Below are 18,282 nucleotides of genomic sequence, written 5' to 3' on the forward strand. Positions count from 1 at the left end.
ATCGACAATGAGCGCAGACGAAATTGCCAATAAACTCTGGAACCTATGTAATGTATTGCGTGATGATGGAGTTACCTATCACCAATACCTCAATGAGTTAACCTATATTTTATTCTTGAAGTTATCCGAAGTAAAAGATTTTGAAAAACATATTCCTGAACAATACCAATGGCGTGGTTTTGTCAATGAGCACGATAATAGTGAAGCATTTGCCCGTTATCGTAGGTTTCTGGCGGAGATTAGCGAACTAACTACAAGTGAAAGCATCAAGGAGATCTATGCCAATGCTACCACTAGTTTACGCAAACCTGTAAACTTTAATTCACTCATACAAGCCATCGATAAACTAGATTGGTATGAGGAAGATGATCGCGATGTGATGGGCGATATCTATGAGAGCTTGTTAGAGAAAAATGCAGGAGAGAAAAAGAGTGGGGCAGGGCAGTATTTTACACCTAGACCATTGATTAATATTATGATTGATTTGTTGGTCCCCAAATTAGGCGAACAGTGGAATGATCCTGCAGCAGGTACCTTTGGGTTTATGATCTCTGCAGATAGTTACCTAAGAGATAAATACGATAACTATTATCACTTATCAGATAAAGAACGAAAATTCCAGAAAGAAGAAGCATTTAGTGGAGTAGAACTGGTACCTGATGCACATAGACTAGCATTGATGAATGCACGATTGCATGGGATGGAAAGTACCATTCATCTGGCAGATACCTTAACCGAATTTGGTAAAGGGTTAAAAGGATATGACGGCGTATTGGCAAATCCACCATTTGGCACCAAAAAAGGAGGAGAGCGCCCTACACGTGATGATTTTACCTATCCAACCAGTAACAAACAGTTAAACTTTTTACAGCATATCTATCGAAGTTTAAAACCAGATGGGAAGGCACGTGCCGCAGTAGTATTACCCGATAATGTATTGTTTGAAGATGGAGATGGACAACAGATCCGGCGTGATTTAATGCACAAATGTAACCTACATACGGTGTTACGATTGCCAACAGGTATTTTTTATGCAGCAGGAGTAAAAACCAATGTATTGTTTTTTAGTCGAGGTATTACAGAAGTAGACAATACGAAATCTGTTTGGTTTTACGATATGCGCACCAATACCCCTAATTATGGGAAACGTACCCCTTTTACCGAAAAAGCCTTTGAAGGTTTTGTAAAAGCCTATACAGGTGGTATTAGTATCAAGGATGTAGAAAAGAAATATGATGGTAGCATTGATGATGTTAAACGAAAAAAGATAGAAGACGAACGTTGGAGTTGTATCCCAAGAGAAGAAATTACCAAGAAAAATAATTCTCTGGATTTAGGGTTAATTGCAGATAGTAGTATTAGTAAAGCTGGAGATCTAGGGGAACCAATTGATATTGCCAAAGAAGCGATGGTAGAATTACAGGGGATTACCAAACAGCTAGAAGCAATGATTAAAGAGTTAGGATAGATGGAGGAAGAAAAGAAATTGCCAAATAGTTGGGAAGAAACTAATATAGATACTGTTACAGAAATTCTGGATAATAAGAGGAAGCCAGTAAGTGCTAATGAGAGAGCTAAAAGATTAGGGGAAATTCCATATTACGGAGCTACTGGAATAGCAGGGTGGATTGACGATTACATCTTTAACGAAGAGCTGATTTTACTAGGAGAAGATGGTGCTCCTTTTTTTGATAAATCTAAAAATGTAGCATATAAAATTTCAGGAAAGAGTTGGGTAAATAATCATGCGCACGTTATTAAGGGTTTTAATAATTTCGTTGACAATAAATTTTTATTACATTTTTTTAATCAATTTGATTATACAAATCATGTTGGCGGCACAACTAGGCTGAAACTTAATCAACAATCATTAAGAACAATTCCATTCCCACTCCCACCACTCCCAGAACAAGAACGTATTGTAGCAAAGTTGGACGTAGTTTTTGGGCAATTAGAGGAGATGAAGGCGAGTTTGGAGAAAATCCCAGTATTGCTTAAAAATTTTAAACAACAAGTGCTTACGCAAGCGGTGACTGGTAAGTTGACAGAGGAGTGGCGTGAAGGGAAGAAGTTGGAGGAATGGGAAGAAAGAACCTTAATTGAATTGATAAAAGAAAAACCTAGAAATGGCTACTCCCCAAAAGGAGTAGAGTTTGAAACATTAGTGAAAAGCTTATCACTATCGTCAACTACTTCGGGAAAATTTGATGGCTCGAAAATTAAATATTTGGATATAGATAAACCAAATAAAGAATCTCACTTATGGTTGAAACACGGAGATATTTTAATTCAAAGATCTAATTCTTTGGATTATGTTGGAACATCCGCAATTTATGATGGGGAAGATTATGAGTTCATTTATCCAGATATAATGATGAAAATACAAGCTAATCAAAAAGTAATTAATAATTTTTTGAATTATACTTTAAGCTCAATAAATACAAGAAAATATTTTAAAGATAACGCTACTGGGACTGCAGGTAACATGCCTAAAATAAATCAAGGAGTAGTTAGCAATACTCCAATTGAATTGCCTTCTTTAAAAGAACAACAAGAAATCGTAAACAGAGTAGAAAGTTTATTTGCAAAAGCTGATGCTATCCAAGAGCAATACGAAAAGTTAAAAGCTAAAGTAGACACCTTACCGCAAGCAATTTTACATAAAGCTTTTAAAGGAGAATTGGTACCGCAATTAGATAGTGATGGCGATGCACGAGCGTTGTTGGAAGAGATTAAGAGATTGAAGGAGGAGGCTGCGGTTAAGAAGCCTAAGAAAGTGAGTAAGCGAAGGAATGTTAAAGTATGATAAATATAACAAACGAAATTAGGAATAAATAATTAGATAAAAATAAGATGCTCGAAAGACTTAATAACCAAACTAAAAGATATGTGGTGATCTATTTTATTGCGATTGCAATATTCTTGATGTTAAAACCAAGTATTGAGATTTTTCTTGCTAAAATTATTGATCTATCAGGTTTGGATCAGTTGTATTTCGAAATAGGTTATTACATTCTTTGTTCTGTAGTACTTATACTATATATTTTGGCTTTTACAAGAAAATACATTTTTAGCCCTAATCATACATTTCTTTTAATTTTAAGTACATCGTTATATGTCTTATCAAGATTTACTAATGATAATATAGTTTTCTTGCCCATAGAAAATAGTATTAAATATCTCGATTTATTATTTTTTATATTCCTGTTACATTGTATAGTTCTTTTTGTACAATACTTAAATAATACATCAAAAAAACCAGATAATAAAAAAATAAATCCTGTTCATTTTATAGAAGATTTACCTTTTAAAGGTGAGATCATAGAAAATGAAGATATAGTTGAGAATTTAATTACTACGTTAACCGATTTTAGACCTTCGGAATCATTTAGTATAGGAATTAATGCGGTTTGGGGATATGGTAAAACTACTTTTTTGGAAAGGTTTAATCAAAGAATAAAGGAAGAAAATCCCAAGGCAGTTGTTTTTTGGTATAAACTCTGGAGAAATGATGGGGATACAGCTATTATTGAGAATTTTTTCAATGAATTAAAAAAACAATTAAACCCACATTCAGGTGAATTTTCTAATACCATAAGTAAATATGTAGATACGATAGTAGCTTATACTCCAGATATGATTCAAAAAATAGCTTCAACGGGTAAAAGTATTCTAAATGAAGATGAAACATTAGAGGAGTATCATAATAATATAAATGCTGGCATAAAAAAGATAGATAAACAGATTATTGTTTTGCTTGATGATCTGGATCGATTGGACGAAAATGAGATATTACAATCATTTAAGTTGATCAGAACATTAGCGGATTTTAATAACGTAATTTTTATTGCTGGATATCATCGAAAGTATGTAACAGATTCAATAGAAAAGGAAAACTACATAGACAAAATTTTTAATGTAGAAATTAATCTATTACCATTTAACGAAAAAAGAATAAAAGAAGAGTTATTAGTACAAATAAGAAAAGTATTTACTAATGAGAAGAACGCTGAGGATGTCATAGGTTATGGTGCTAGTTTCGAAGTTCTGTTTTCTCAAGAAAATAAAGAGTTACAGGACCAAGATATCAATTTGCCGAATTTATTATCAATTAGAAAATATTTGACTCCTACAATTGATCTTAACTATCAACTTTTCTTAAAGACATTTAGAGATGTTAAACGATTTGTAAATGAATTTAAGTTTAATGAAACATTTTTAAAGGATAAAAATAATGTTGTTATAAAAGAATATATCCTCCTAAAACTATGCGTTTATAAGTACCGTGAATTACAAAACCTTGTATTTTCTGAATTAGATAGTATACTTAGTAAAGGAGCGATTAATGTACTTGACCAAAATAAAGAGTTTAGTGCTGATATTTTAGGATTATATGGTCCACATGATATTTATGTATATGATCAAAATGCTAGAGAAAAAATATTTAAAAAGATCAAGGATAATACATCATACTCAGAAGAAGATATAGAAATTATTGATGCAGTTTTAATACAGCTGTTTGGAGAAAAATCGAAATCATATTATGAGACTAATCAAAATTGCATTGCAAAAATAAGTTATACGAATATTTATGTTAGAAATAATTTAGCAGGAGCATTATTCAAAATTACAGATTTTATAAATGCTTTTAAGGCAAATAACCTACATAAAATTCTAACGAAATATAGTGGACTAACCCTTCAATCATTATACAATGCATATAACGAACTAAAACTTTTCATTTTTAGAAGGGAAATTACAGATAAGGATCAATTTATTGATATACTAAAAACAATAGATGGCATGAACATTATCACACAATCAGAAGATAGACAGCAGATAATAGATTTATCCGGAAATGTGTTGAAAAATGTCTATAAAGATGACCAAACTGACTTTTTGAAAGATTTTAAAGAAGTGGTTTTATTTTCTAATTCAATAGGTGCTATTGATAATTTGTTAAGTGATATTAATATTAACGAAAAACGCCTAGAAAGAGAAGAACTCTACACTTCTTCTGGTATTATTAAATATGATAATGAAATATTTAAAGATGAATTTCTTAAAGAAATTCTTATCAATAAGCTGCAAAAAATAGTAGAAAATAATACATCAATAGATATAAGATTATCTGGATATCACATGTATACAGAAAAGATAGCGGTAGATCATAAAATAATACGGTCAAAAGATGCAAATGAATTAATTAAGAATGATATTAAAAAGGAAGATAATTTTAGTAAGTACTTAGCAGACGGTTTCTTTGATTTCACCACTCCATCAGATGGAGAGCCACCAAAACAGCATAAGCATCAACCTAGACCTTTCTTAGATCAGATTTTTTCTAGTCCTGAAACATTGGATCTTTTAATCAAAGATCCGCTTAATAAAGAATTATATACTCAATTCTCTAATGAAGGGTGGGATAACTATTATAAGTATTTAAAAGGCATTAAAAATCCAATAAAAAATGATGGAGATTATACTAATGAAAGATTAGAAAGGATTTTAAGGTTATTACAAAAATTTACTGTAAATGAATATAAACCTCTAACTCAACAGGAATATGAAAAAGTGATAAATTCAAAGTTAACAAATTCTCGATCAAGGATTAAAAAACGTTCTGAAAATGGTAAATATTAGTAACTAAAAACTTTAAAAAACGATTAATGGATTTCTTTACCAAAGGAGAATTTGAATTATTAAATCAATATAAAGGAAAGACCTGTGATAGAACTATTCCTGAATTTGCAGAAGCATACGCTATTTTAGTAGGAGCTTACAAGAAAGTAGAAGAATGGGCTAATCTTATTAAAGGTTCTTCTTTTAAAGATGGAGTTGTTAAAATATGGAAAAAACCAACAAGTCAAGCCAGTAAATTTGATGGATATTTATGGGCTAAGATATACCCGACAAAGACTGATTTTGATGATAAATGGCTAGCAATAACAGTTGGCTTAGATGACGATTTCCATTATGATATAAAGATAGATACCGTAGGATTAAAAGATGATCCTGTATTAAGAAAGGGTTATGAGAAGTATCGTGGAGATTTTTATAATTCTGATATTGTAATACGTTATAGGTTCGATGAGATTGCCGATTGGGATGAATTAATTACTAAAAGCAACGATGTTATAGGTAGATTAATTGAACTTTACCCAAAGGTAAAAGCATTAAAGATTAAGAGAAGTGAAATTTTGAGTTTGAGTGAAATAATTAAAAATGAGACGATGTATAAAGAAAAGACTCTTAATCAAATCCTATATGGACCACCAGGAACTGGAAAAACGTATAAAACCAAGGAGTTGGCGGTTAATATTATCAACCCTGGTTTTAAAATAGATAATTCATTATCCTTAACAGAACAACGAGTAAAAATTAATCAGGAATATGAGAGTTTGTTTCAGGCTGGTCAGATTGTTTTTACTACTTTTCATCAGAGTATGAGTTATGAGGATTTTGTAGAAGGAATAAAGCCGGAAACGAATGATGGAAAAATATCCTACGATATCATTCCTGGAATCTTTAAAGAATTGTGTGAAATAGCAGATACTAAAAGTAATTCTAATTTTGATGAGGTATTAATAAACTTCAAAAAAGATTTGGGGGATAAAGAAAAGATTACCGTGGATACGGGCTCTATTATTTTTGATGTTTTCTACACAGGCGGTAAGACTTTTAAAATTAATCCAAAAGAGTCAAAGAATGAGAATCCTATGTATCCTGCATCGATACAGAATTTATTAAAATTGTACAAAAATGTACCAGATGAGGGGATGTATAACCCTTCTTATGTGAAAGGAATCCTCAATTATTTATTAAAAAATTATAAGTTAACTCCTTATGAAGAAGTAAAAGGAGGAATAGATAAAAATTACGTTTTGATTATTGATGAAATCAATAGAGGAAATGTATCTCAGATTTTCGGAGAATTAATCACATTGCTAGAATCAGATAAACGTATAGGCAACAAGGAAGAAATACGGATTAAATTACCGTATTCAAAAACTCCATTTGGTGTTCCTAAGAACCTATTCATTATAGGAACCATGAATACTGCAGATCGATCTGTAGAAGCTTTGGATACAGCCTTACGAAGACGTTTTTCTTTTATAGAAATGATGCCTAATCCAGCAGTAATAGGGCCATCAAAAGTAGAAGATATCGATTTGATTAAAGTGTTAGAAACCATTAACAATCGAATAGAAGTATTGATCGATCGAGACCATACGATTGGTCACTCTTATTTTATGGATATTAATTCTTTGGATGATTTAGTTCTGGTATTTAAAGATAAGGTGATTCCACTGCTTCAAGAATACTTTTATGGAGATTATGGCAAGATAGGGTTGGTATTAGGAGAAGGGTTTGTGGATGTAGAAACGGATAAGAAAACAGCATTTGCTAAGTTTACATATCCAGATTCAAGAGATTTTAATACCGTAAAATATAAACTTAAAGAAATAAATAAAAAGAATATTGAAGAAGCAATCCATTTACTTCTAAATATTACTAATGATTCTAACAAAGAAAAATAAATTGTCAGGCAGAGCTTGTCGAAGCCCAATTACACTTCGACACCTGTCCGACATAGGAGGAAGCTCAGTGCGACTATTAATAGAATATATTGCAAAATAACAAAACCATATCCGTTTATGAACACCAACGTCTGTATGCAGGCGAGCAGGGTTTTGAAAAGAAACATTTGGATGCCTTATTGAAGCTTAATGAATATCATGATTTTTCATACTTTGATATCATCGCTAATGGTATTAAATTTAAGCAATATGTGGGCGTTATTCAGGTAGACGGTCTCACCATAGAAATTCATCCTAAAGCAGATAAAAATGATGAGGATAGCAAATGGAAAGGAGTTTTACTGCAAATGTTACAAGCTTGTGGTAAACTCAAAGCATCGTCTGCAGGAGCAGCTAACGTAAACAAAAATCACCTAAATCTTCTAGAGGTATACTTTGAGTTATATCTTTCAGAATTACAACAATTACTTCATAGAGGATTGATCAAGCAATATAGAAAGCAAACTGCTAACGTAAAAGCCTTAAAAGGGAAATTGGAATTTGCAGGTCATATTCAGCGTAATCAAATTCATAAAGAACGTTTTTATACGACCCATCAAGTATATGATAAAGACCATGTACTACATCAGGTTTTAAGTAAAGCATTAGATATTGTCACTCAGTTTTGTCGTGGAACTTATTTATACGATTATTGTCAACGAGTAAAGCTGGATTTTCCAGAAGTTAAACAGATCCAAGTTACTAGTAACCAATTAGATAAAATTAAATTAAATAGAAAAACAGAACCCTATAGATACGCTTTAGAGTTGGCACGTTTAATCATCCTAAACTATTCACCAGATATTTCCAGTGGACGAGAAAAGATGATTTCATTATTATTTGATATGAATAAACTTTGGGAAGAGTATGTTTTAGTTATGTTACAAAAGTATTGTAGAGAAAATGACCTTGATATTGTGGTGAGTGCTCAACAAACAAAATCTTTTATAAATTCTAACTATCTACAACCAGATATTGTAATTAAAAAGGGGAATAAAAACTATATTATTGACACTAAATGGAAAGTACCAGATAATAATACGGTTTCAATATCAGATTTACGACAGGTTTATGCATATGCTCGTTTTTGGGATGCGGAAAAAGTGATGCTACTATATCCAGGAAACAGAAAAAGTGAAGATTTTAAACAATTTGAAAATGAAAAGGATAATCCTAAGCATCAATGCAAACTAGGATTTGTTTCAGTATTAGATAGTAATAATAAATTAGATATTAGTATTGGGGAGAAGATTATTAATCAATTAGAAATTTGATATATATCATCCCGCCAAAACCTCACCATACTAATTATCCTATCTTTGATAGATAAGAAATAAACAATGAACAAACTACTCACATATATATTCCTGATAACAGCTCCGATACTCATCGCCCAAGACATCAAAACACTGACGCCCACTATAGAAGATCTTAGTCATCTTAGTGTAGCAGGAGAGACAGCATTTAATCGCAATCTAAAAGCATGTGAAGCTATTTGGGAAAAGATGGAAAATGGGGTTGATTATAAAGATTTAACAGCTGTAGAGAAAAAAGCAATAGACAACGTAGATGAGACGATGGTAAACTATTGGGATATAGAAGGACAAGGATGTAGTTGGTATTGTGGAGGTGGTCCAACTACTAAGACAGCTTCCTCTACATTGGATTTGCAGGGAGCAATCAATTATAAAGCAGATAACGTACACGATCTCAATTATAAAAATGTTTGGGTAGAAGGTGTTGCTGGATACGGAGTTGGAGAATATATAACCTATGGATTTCCTCAGTCAAGTCCTAGAATAACAGAAATAGTTGTTGTGAATGGACATGTAAAAAGTGAAAAGGCTTGGCGAAATAACAGTCGGGTAAAAAAGCTGAAAATGTACATAAAAGGAACGCCGTATGCGATACTCAATCTTACCGATCAGCGCGCTGCACAACATTTCAAAGTGGATACCATTGGCTTCTTAGATCGAAATATAGATTATATAGCAGCTAAAAAACTTCCTCAATGGGAAATGAAATTCGAAATTCTAGAAGTGTATCCAGGAGAGAAATATGAGGATACTGTGATTTCAGAAATCTATTTTGATGGGATTGATGTACATTGTTTTGCAAAAGGAACCATGATTACCATGGCAGATCACACACAAAAACCTATTGAGTCACTAGCATTGGGTGATAAAATACTGTCTTATGACCTACAGACGCAGCAACAGTTTGCTGCTATCATAAAAGAAGTAGCCAATCCCGTACATGACAATCTGATTACAATTTCATTAGAGGATGGAACCTCCATTACGTGTACTAAAGATCATCCGTTGATGTCCGTTACAGGAACGTGGCTATCTTATGATCCGCAAAAAACTAAAGCAGACTATACCTATAATTCCATTAGTAAATTGCAAGTTGGGGCTATGTTATTAGGTGTAGATAAAGCACTTAAAATTACCGCCATAACAACTAATGATACAACGCAATCTACGTACACTATCGTTACATTAGATCGTGGTAATACTTTTTATGCAAATGGAATTCTAGTTGGTACAGAAGAACTCCGTGAAGAAAAGGCTTGCGAGAAACACCAGAATACTAAATAGATGTGTTTGATTATGAGTACGTAATTCAAATCATGCGACCTGTGCTGAGCCTGACGAAGTAGGGGGTAGGGTGTGTTAATATGCGTAAGTTAGTTTTTTATATGATTATTTTCTCACACACCAAGCCCACCAAATCAATATAGGATGAATCAAGATAAGCCTACACCAAGCTACCCATTCGGGTACGCATAGCCCATCTTTTACACAACTTCCTATTACAATAAAATATATGTGAGAAGGAATAAAAGCCAATAATAAGAGTATAATTAGGTACGCAGCTGTTTTTCGAGTAGCAGTAAAGAGTAACATAATACTCAAAAGTATTTCTGCTATTCCACTTATATGATTGATATACTCAGGATATATCAAATACTTAGGAATCAATGGAAGGTAGAAAGCAGGATGTATAAAATGATTGAGCCCTGCAATCAAAAAGAAAGCTGATAAAAGGTATAGTAATAGTTGTTTTATACCCATTTTATTTTTTTCTCTTGATATGCCTTTTTTAAAATTAAAAAGAAAGGAATCCACCAAATAAAGTCGTTCGTGATAAGCGTGTAGATAAATTCGAAAGGTACTTTTTCTTGCACATAGTTCATAAAGAAGCCCAGTGGTCCAAAGATTTTTCCTAAAAACCCAACCATAACGATAGGCCAATGAGTAGTAGGATCTTGAGCAGCCCACCAATACCCCAAACCATAAACACCAATAACCATCCCCATTCCTTGCCAAATCATTGGATGCAGAGGAAGTTCCATACCTACTAATTCAAAAAAATGGTTAGGGAACAATACCACCCAAGCACCCCATATCAAATTATAGATGGCTGCTACTCGTAATATGATAGACATTTGCTTTGTATTCATAACTATATAACTATTTAGATCAGAATTGATATATTGTTTATTAAATCGAAAGTATAGAAAATCCTGTTGGTTAAACGGTAATCAATTTATAAATTTTACCTAAAATAACAGGTTTTCTTACGTTGTAATTAAATAGTTAGCACCAATTTTTTATTAACTGTACTAATGAATAAGTAATATATTGTGTGCGCTTTTCAAATTAACTCCGTATTAACAAAAATCATCTAAAAATACTCAAAACCTACTACCATCACCAGGGAGTGGGTACTTAGAGAAGTAGGTACATCAAGATAAGTAGTTCGCCTAGGGTACTTATCATAGTAGGTGCCAATAACCCAAAGCATTGTATGGGGTAGTTCTAATGAAAGGCAAGGGTATTTCGAACAGAAGCATGGCTAGGTGTAAACAGAAGTGACTCTTGTGTCAGAAGGAAGTGTCACTTCTGTTTAACACAGGACTTGCCTATAGTAGAAGGAGGAGGAGGGTACAATAAAAATAGGAGCTACCTACTTCTTAAGTACCCCTAAAATAACAAAAAATGTTAATTTTTTATCATGATATCAGGTGACTGAGGCTCTCGAAGTCACCGGACTTCGACTCCGCGGTTGCTGAGCTTTCACACTGAGCTTGTCGGGCTTCGAGAGCCTCAGCCCTCGGATGTTCGAACCCTGATTACTACGAGCTTCGACTCCGCGGTTGCTGAGCTTTCACACTGAGCTTGTCGGGCTTCGAGAGCCTCAGCCCTCGGATGTTCGAACCCTGATTACTACGGACTTCGGCTCCGTGGATGCTGAGCTTGCCGAAGTACAGCCCTCGTATGATCATATTCCCGAACCCTGAGGCTCTCGAAGGGTTATGACTATGGATTTCGGACGCAACCGAACCCTGAGCTTGTCGGGCTTCGAGAGCCTCAGCCCTCGTATGTTCGAACCCAGATTACTACGGGCTTCGGCTCCGTGAATGCAGAGTTGTCACACTGAGCTTGTCGAAGTGCTGCCGGGCTTCGAGAGCCTCAGCCCTCGTATGTTCGAACCCTGATTACTACGGACTTCGACTACGTGGATGCTGAGCTTGCCGAAGTACAGCCCTCGGGTAGTGATATTCCCGAACCCTGAGCGTAGCCGAAGGATGAGCGTAGTTGAAAGGTGAGTCCCTAGATTCTCCCCAAACCAAAAAACTACACAAAAACACCGTATATTAGGGTAACATTCTAATCAATTATGTTACTTACTAAAAGATATACTATTACATATGATACCAATAGCTTTACTGATAGGGATTTTAGTGTTTTTGGGAGCAAGTTCTAGAAACCCTAGATCCACTAAAAGATTTAAAAGAAAATATAAGAAAAAGGATACGTAGTTAAAGATTTATGATAAATAAAGTATATATATTACTTTTTTTCTTGCTTGTAACGATGAGTGTTTCCTATGCCCAAATCAATCCATATGAGTTCGATAAAGTACTGGATTCCATAGCAACTGTAGAAGATATTCCACCGTATTTATCTATTGAGGATCTATGGTTGTTACGGAATTACCTCTTTGCTAAAGAACACTATAAATTTAAGAATGAAGGGCTAAAAGAGTTTTATGAACTTCATTATGATCTAGTAGGTATCCATGATAATGTATCTGATCGTTTTACAAATCGAGAAAACAAGATTATTAACGAATTGAAAAGACGAGAACAGATTTTACGAAAAGAAAAAACTTACGATGTTATTTTAGATCATCAATTTTCCTTACAAAATGGAGTACTTGTTATGAATGGAGATAGCGCTTATCGCATTCTTGATAAAAGAGCTCGTTATATAGATACACGACAATTAGGTTCTGAGTTGTATAGTATACAGATAGAATCCGATTATCGCATTGACATTATAGGTTGTTGTGGAACAATCGGAGTTACCAATGATGTTATTAAACAATTTTTGTTTTATAAGTCTTCTGGTGTATTGGTAGAAGTTCCTGACCAGATTACTATTGGTAAAACTATTGATAAAGTAATAGGTGACAAGTATATATTCGTTTTAAATGATATTTTTTCTGGTGCTCATGATTTAGAAATATACGACCTTAAAACATTCGAATTATTAGCTCGGGTTCAGCAAATAGAAAGTGTAACGTACATCGATTCAGAATATATAGAAATCTGGTGTTTTACGGATCAAGAGGCAGCATATCCTTATAAGTATGTACGACAATACAAGTTCGAAAATGGAGCATTGAAAGATATGAAGGTTGAACAAAAAGTAAATGCAGAATGGTATTTTGCTGGATAGAGATATATCCAAGAGATTTTTTGTGTGATTTTTAAAAGTGTATGAAAAGTGGAATTAGTTGATAAAAAACAAAAATGGAAAGGACAGTTTACCTATTTAGATGGGTATAATACGTTAGATCAATATAGAGAAGTAGATTTTATGATGGAGATCGATGTGAATAATAGTTCTTTTGTTGGAATATCTAGAGATTCCGAATCCAAAGAGTTATTTGATAAACCAGCTTCGGTAAAAGGTTTTTTTGATAATGATATGATTAGTTTTGTTCTAAAATATCCATATTCTTATTATAGAGATGATCATGGTACGTTAGTAGTGGAGAAAGAGTATGAGCATCCCGATATTCAGTATATAGGGTTTTATGATGAAGATCTTAAAGAATATAAAGGGAATTGGGAGATTGTGGTAGATCAAGAAGCTTATGGTACTGATAACCTTCTTGAAGTAGTAAATGGTGGTTTCGAATTAAGAAGAGTGAATTAGAAATATTTAGTAAGGAGCAATTACATATTCACAATTGTAATAAACCATCTCTTAATACATCTTCATTCCTTTAAAAACCATTAATTTTGATGTTTAAGAATCCAAGCATCATTTGATTTTATAAAAAGGAAAGCATGATTAAAAACATAGTCTTATCTATTAGTATTTTACTTATAGTTTCTTGTAATGGCCAACAAAATCAAAGCGAAAACTGTCATGAAAATACCCCTAAGATTAAAGAAGATAATATATTACTAACTTCAATCAAGGAGATTACCTTGGGTGAAGCTAAAACCTTTTTGGAAGATCAGTACAATAGTATAGAAACTTTAATTGACTTTTCTGAAGCGAATATAGAGTTTTCATTGACCTCGGGAGAAGCAATGAGTGATGAGGAACCAAAATTTAGTGATTCGTTTTATCAGGTATTGCCCAAAGATTCGATAGAAAAAAGATTAGATACTTTTTTTAATACGATGTACCTGCAGCAGGAAATTCAATATCCTGATTCTTATCTGCAAATTCCATTTGACCGTTATGATTTGGATGTAAAACTTATTAAAGATTATTGGGAAGATGATAACAACATGCCTATACTTAAAACGAATACTATTTATTATAGTAATAAAACAACGGTAAAAGATACAGCTTCTTTCCAGAAAGACTCTTATAGGTCTTTAGCAACACAGATACCATCCTCAAAACCTATGGATAGCATTGAGGCTGAGTTTTCATATACATATCCTATTATCAAAGAGGTGATGTTAGAACAAAAAGAAACCAAAACTGAACTACCAGACGGATCCATAGTAGCAGCGACTATCTCAGGGAATACGGTAAGCCTTCAGTATCCAAATACCTTGCATGAAAAAATAGTGGCGGTAGAAGGAATCCATGAAAGCAACAACTATTTAGTATCATCTGGTAGTTCTGGCAGTACTCGACCTACTAAAGAAATGATAGCTTATCTAAAATGCTTTAATGGTACGATAAAAACAACAATTGATAAAATCGAAAATAATGAGATAGATTCCAAAGAGCTATTACGCAACTTTTTATTGCAAAATGTTGTGGAGGCGCCTGAAAATGATCAACTAAGGCTTCAAACTTTTCAATTTTCTGGAGCTGTAAAAATGGTGAAAGTCTACATACAAACAGGAGTTTCTGAAAAAATAAACAAATCTTTGATATTAAAAAGGGCACAACACAGCCAAAAAGCTACTAATGGATATTATCTGGCTATTGATAAAGAAACACGGAAGCAAGGACTTGTAGATGAAACAGGAGTATGGGCTATTCATCCTGAATATGAGAACTTACGAATGATGAATTATTATTATTATTCTGGTCTCTACAATAATGATTACAATCAATTGTATTGGCTAAACACCAAAACTAAGAGGCTGGAGCGGGTGAGTTATGAGCTAGATGAAGTTAAAATCTATTCAGAAAAGCTCGTAAATATAGAACGAGAAACCAATGGACCAGAAGGAGTTATCAATGCAAAAACGGGTAGCATGGTCATCCCTATGAAATATGATTACATTAGGCCACAAGAAGGTTTTTTTATTACGGATCTAAATAATAAGGAAGGACTGTATGATAAAAATGGAAGAAGAATCTTACCAGAAATATTCAATAGCATCAGTATAAAGGATGATATGATTTATGTTTCCAAAGAAAAAGATAATTCGTATGACGTAAAGGATATCTATTCACTGAAAGGTGTGAGTATCAAAAAAGGTCAATGGAACGATTATGGTGAGTTTTTTGGAAAAGACGACTTACTACTGGTAAAATATAACTATAAGAAAAACAATGTTCACTATTATGACTATCTAGGTTTTATTAATAAAAAAGGAACAAAGATTATTAATACTAAGAAATACTTGCAGGTGAAGCCTTTTTCTAATGGTTTAGCTGCTGTAAAAGATAAAGAAAGTAAATCTTGGGGTTATATTGATACCACAGGTAAAGTGGTGATTCCATTTCTGTATAATGAAGCGAACGCTTTTCAGGAGCGATATGCGTATGTCGTAAAAAATAAAGAAGCATTATTAATCGATAAAAATAACAAAGTTTTCAAAAAATTACCAGATACATACAGCAGTGCTTCTCTTCCATTAGATAGTAACGAAGCAAAGTATCATTTATATAACGGTGAAACCTATGATGCTGATGGTAATTTAGTGAAAGACAAAGAATCGAAATAAGAAAACCTTCCGAATCGAAATATTTTTTATCTTATAAATATTTAGTAAAGAAGAATTAAAATAACGTGCTTAGTAACCAAACCCTCACTATACTAATTGTCCTAGGAGTCCTAATGAGTGTAACTGGCTTGTTTTTATCCTCATTCACTACAGTTGCCAATAGTGATTTTTTACTAACTTGGGGATTATGGTTGATAGAAGTGCCGGGGATGTTTCTGTTACTATTAAATGGTTCGTTTTTTAAAACCATCTATTCACGTATTGCGATGGGGTTATTAGCATTGATGATGGTAGGGGGAGTTTTTAAGATTATGCATTGGCCTTATGGTAATCCTATTCTGGTTGGTGGATGTATCGGTATTGTTATTTCTTATTTGATACATTTTCTTAAAAAGCCAATAAAAAAACGAATAGATTATCTAAAGTTGACCTGGGTAATTGTACTATATATAGGAGCAGTCCTAAGATTATACCATATCATTCCACGAGATTATAGGATTCTTACTACTGTATTAATGATCTTAGCTCTGATGGACTATATATTACCTAAGATTAAGAATAAAACCTTGTTTGAGTAATGCGAAACGTTGACTGGCCATTTCTACTATTTACACTAGCACTAGTGGGTATATTGATACGTTTTCTGTTTAAGCTTCAATGTCCACGATGTAAGGCGAAGTTCTATTTTATAAAATATCTAAGAACTGATGATTTGGGGACTGATTTTTCTAATCCACATCAACGTATCCAACGTAAATACTATCAATGCAGAAAATGCGAGTATCAATGGAATATAGATCGGAAAAGAAGTGATAGCGGAGATATTCATTAACTACCTATCAACCAATTCTTTTCAAAAGATAAAAAACTATATAAAAACACCGTATAATAGGGTAACATTTTAATCAATTATGTTACTTATAATAGTATTAACTTTATAAAGCAGCAGTGGTTTAGCACAACTCTTAAATTTTTTAATATCCGATGAAGAATTATTATATATTTTCACTCTTTCTAATTATTGTCACAACTTGTATTGCTCAAAAGGAGCCATCTGTAGATACTACGTATCTGCGTTACAATCGAAGTCCAGGCTATGCAACGCTATCTAATTACGTGGTGGTCAAAACTAAATTGGCATCAGGTGCATATGAGTTTAAAGAATATTACCGTTTTAATGAGCCCATGTCGTTAAAAGCAACTTATGAAGGTTTTGGTAATGGGAAAAAACATGGCTTTTATAAAGAGTATACGAAAGATATATTTATAAAAGAAGAAGGCGAATATAAAGATGATAAAAAAGTAGGCGAGTGGATTTATTATAAAAAAGGACAGTTGCAATGCAAAGTAAGTTACGTAGATGATAAAAAAGAAGGGGCTTCTGTGTATTATGCAAATGGTAAAGAACTATATACCTGGCATTATAAAAATGGAAAATCACATGGGCATAATAAAAGTTATCATGATGATGGTACGCCTAAATTTGAAGGTACTTATATCGAAGGGAAATTGAATGGTAAGGCTACCGAATATGATAAAAAAGGTTTTCTGAGAACGATTTCTTTTTATGAAAAGGGGAAGCGACATGGAGCATTCACACGGTATAGAAGTGATGGAAACGTGATGGGAGCAGGAACCTATGCCGAAGGTAAAGAAATCGGAGAATGGATTTGGTATAGAAAAAATGGTAGCATAGCTAGCCGGGAGTTATATTCGGAAAAGGGTAGGTTAAAAAAAGCAACGTTTTATAATGAAAAAGGTGAAGAGATAAAAACTAGAAAGAAAGATGTATTTACCGGAGTTATAGAAGAAAAGAAAAAATTAAAAAGAATAATTCAAGCACACGTAAAAGGTAAGTTTAATTATCCACAGACAATGTATCAACGGGGAATAGAAGGAAAGGTGTTTGTGAAGTTCAAAATTAAAAAAGACGGTAATGTTAGTGATATCGATTATAGATCGGATACACATAATTCTTTAGAAATACAGGCAAAAAATCTTATAGCTTCTATTCCAAAACAAAAACCTGCTATTATTCATAATCTGCCTATGGATGTATGGTTTAGTATTCCAATGGTATTTAGAATAAAACCTTGATTATGTAAATAATGATATCCGAAAACCTGGTTTTTAGTATTGTTTTACTTGTTATTCCTGAGGTTCTCGAGGGCGGCTATTGTAATCTGAAGGGTAAGACTTCGAGTTCCTCAGTCTCCAATAATAAACCGAAGGGTGAGGCTCTCGAACCCTGAATTT

At 33.1% G+C, this 18,282-nt stretch carries 14 protein-coding genes; 12 read left to right on the plus strand and 2 right to left on the minus strand.

What is annotated here, in order from left to right; all coding sequences use genetic code 11:
• The first annotated feature begins 7 nt into the window (after positions 1 to 7).
• From D1818_RS01120 to D1818_RS01145, 6 genes are all read left to right on the plus strand, one after another.
• On the plus strand, positions 8 to 1,468 hold the full coding sequence (locus D1818_RS01120; RefSeq protein ID WP_118455552.1) for a type I restriction-modification system subunit M: 1,461 nt from the start codon (positions 8 to 10) through the stop codon (positions 1,466 to 1,468).
• On the plus strand, positions 1,469 to 2,806 hold the full coding sequence (locus tag D1818_RS01125; RefSeq protein WP_118455555.1) for a restriction endonuclease subunit S: 1,338 nt from the start codon (positions 1,469 to 1,471) through the stop codon (positions 2,804 to 2,806).
• Positions 2,807 to 2,853: 47 nt separating this feature from the next.
• Positions 2,854 to 5,643 carry a P-loop NTPase fold protein gene (locus tag D1818_RS01130; protein ID WP_118455557.1) on the plus strand — a complete coding sequence of 930 codons (2,790 nt, stop codon included), beginning with the start codon at positions 2,854 to 2,856 and terminating at the stop codon, positions 5,641 to 5,643.
• Between the two features lie 26 nt (positions 5,644 to 5,669).
• Entirely contained in the window at positions 5,670 to 7,541 is a 1,872-nt protein-coding gene (locus D1818_RS01135; RefSeq protein WP_118455559.1) for an McrB family protein, read from the plus strand.
• Between the two features lie 89 nt (positions 7,542 to 7,630).
• Positions 7,631 to 8,854 carry an McrC family protein gene (locus D1818_RS01140; RefSeq protein WP_118455562.1) on the plus strand — a complete coding sequence of 408 codons (1,224 nt, stop codon included), beginning with the start codon at positions 7,631 to 7,633 and terminating at the stop codon, positions 8,852 to 8,854.
• 66 nt (positions 8,855 to 8,920) lie between these two features.
• Positions 8,921 to 10,180 carry a hypothetical protein gene (locus tag D1818_RS01145; protein ID WP_118455564.1) on the plus strand — a complete coding sequence of 420 codons (1,260 nt, stop codon included), beginning with the start codon at positions 8,921 to 8,923 and terminating at the stop codon, positions 10,178 to 10,180.
• A gap of 105 nt (positions 10,181 to 10,285) precedes the next feature.
• On the opposite strand, the gene D1818_RS01150 is transcribed toward D1818_RS01145, so the two are convergent.
• Positions 10,286 to 10,657 carry a MauE/DoxX family redox-associated membrane protein gene (locus tag D1818_RS01150; protein ID WP_118455566.1) on the minus strand — a complete coding sequence of 124 codons (372 nt, stop codon included), beginning with the start codon at positions 10,655 to 10,657 and terminating at the stop codon, positions 10,286 to 10,288.
• Positions 10,648 to 11,046 (minus strand): alkyl hydroperoxide reductase, encoded by a 399-nt coding sequence (locus D1818_RS01155; RefSeq protein WP_233558572.1) that lies wholly within the window; start codon positions 11,044 to 11,046, stop codon positions 10,648 to 10,650. The genes D1818_RS01150 and D1818_RS01155 overlap by 10 nt, the downstream gene beginning before the upstream one ends.
• A gap of 1,372 nt (positions 11,047 to 12,418) precedes the next feature.
• Between D1818_RS01155 and D1818_RS01160 the strand changes: the two genes are divergently transcribed.
• From D1818_RS01160 to D1818_RS01185, 6 genes are all read left to right on the plus strand, one after another.
• The gene (locus tag D1818_RS01160) at positions 12,419 to 13,330 is read left to right on the plus strand and encodes a YARHG domain-containing protein (protein ID WP_118455568.1); all 912 of its coding nucleotides are present in this window, start codon (positions 12,419 to 12,421) and stop codon (positions 13,328 to 13,330) included.
• A 48-nt stretch (positions 13,331 to 13,378) separates the two neighbouring features.
• Entirely contained in the window at positions 13,379 to 13,813 is a 435-nt protein-coding gene (locus D1818_RS01165; protein WP_118455570.1) for a hypothetical protein, read from the plus strand.
• Between the two features lie 134 nt (positions 13,814 to 13,947).
• Positions 13,948 to 16,026, plus strand: coding sequence for a WG repeat-containing protein (locus D1818_RS01170; RefSeq protein WP_118455573.1), 2,079 nt, complete (start codon positions 13,948 to 13,950; stop codon positions 16,024 to 16,026).
• A 113-nt stretch (positions 16,027 to 16,139) separates the two neighbouring features.
• Positions 16,140 to 16,604 carry a hypothetical protein gene (locus D1818_RS01175; protein ID WP_118455575.1) on the plus strand — a complete coding sequence of 155 codons (465 nt, stop codon included), beginning with the start codon at positions 16,140 to 16,142 and terminating at the stop codon, positions 16,602 to 16,604.
• Complete coding sequence (locus tag D1818_RS01180) at positions 16,604 to 16,858, plus strand: hypothetical protein (RefSeq protein WP_118455577.1); 255 nt, start codon at positions 16,604 to 16,606, stop codon at positions 16,856 to 16,858. Before D1818_RS01175 ends, D1818_RS01180 begins: the two co-directional genes overlap by 1 nt.
• A 152-nt stretch (positions 16,859 to 17,010) precedes the next feature.
• Positions 17,011 to 18,123: a toxin-antitoxin system YwqK family antitoxin gene (locus D1818_RS01185; protein WP_118455579.1), complete on the plus strand. Its 1,113-nt coding sequence runs from the start codon at positions 17,011 to 17,013 to the stop codon at positions 18,121 to 18,123.
• Positions 18,124 to 18,282 lie beyond the last annotated feature (159 nt).

It is taken from the genome of Aquimarina sp. BL5, assembly GCF_003443675.1.
Lineage (GTDB): Bacteria > Bacteroidota > Bacteroidia > Flavobacteriales > Flavobacteriaceae > Aquimarina.

Bases quoted from the DNA above. Each gene is read 5' to 3' on its own strand.
- D1818_RS01120 (WP_118455552.1), top strand. From the start codon at position 8: ATGAGCGCAGACGAAATTGCCAATAAACTCTGGAACCTATGTAATGTA.
- D1818_RS01125 (WP_118455555.1), top strand. From the start codon at position 1,469: ATGGAGGAAGAAAAGAAATTGCCAAATAGTTGGGAAGAAACTAATATA.
- D1818_RS01130 (WP_118455557.1), top strand. From the start codon at position 2,854: ATGCTCGAAAGACTTAATAACCAAACTAAAAGATATGTGGTGATCTAT.
- D1818_RS01135 (WP_118455559.1), top strand. From the start codon at position 5,670: ATGGATTTCTTTACCAAAGGAGAATTTGAATTATTAAATCAATATAAA.
- D1818_RS01145 (WP_118455564.1), top strand. From the start codon at position 8,921: ATGAACAAACTACTCACATATATATTCCTGATAACAGCTCCGATACTC.
- D1818_RS01150 (WP_118455566.1), bottom strand. From the start codon at position 10,657: ATGGGTATAAAACAACTATTACTATACCTTTTATCAGCTTTCTTTTTG.
- D1818_RS01155 (WP_233558572.1), bottom strand. From the start codon at position 11,046: ATGAATACAAAGCAAATGTCTATCATATTACGAGTAGCAGCCATCTAT.
- D1818_RS01160 (WP_118455568.1), top strand. From the start codon at position 12,419: ATGATAAATAAAGTATATATATTACTTTTTTTCTTGCTTGTAACGATG.
- D1818_RS01170 (WP_118455573.1), top strand. From the start codon at position 13,948: ATGATTAAAAACATAGTCTTATCTATTAGTATTTTACTTATAGTTTCT.
- D1818_RS01175 (WP_118455575.1), top strand. From the start codon at position 16,140: ATGAGTGTAACTGGCTTGTTTTTATCCTCATTCACTACAGTTGCCAAT.
- D1818_RS01180 (WP_118455577.1), top strand. From the start codon at position 16,604: ATGCGAAACGTTGACTGGCCATTTCTACTATTTACACTAGCACTAGTG.
- D1818_RS01185 (WP_118455579.1), top strand. From the start codon at position 17,011: ATGAAGAATTATTATATATTTTCACTCTTTCTAATTATTGTCACAACT.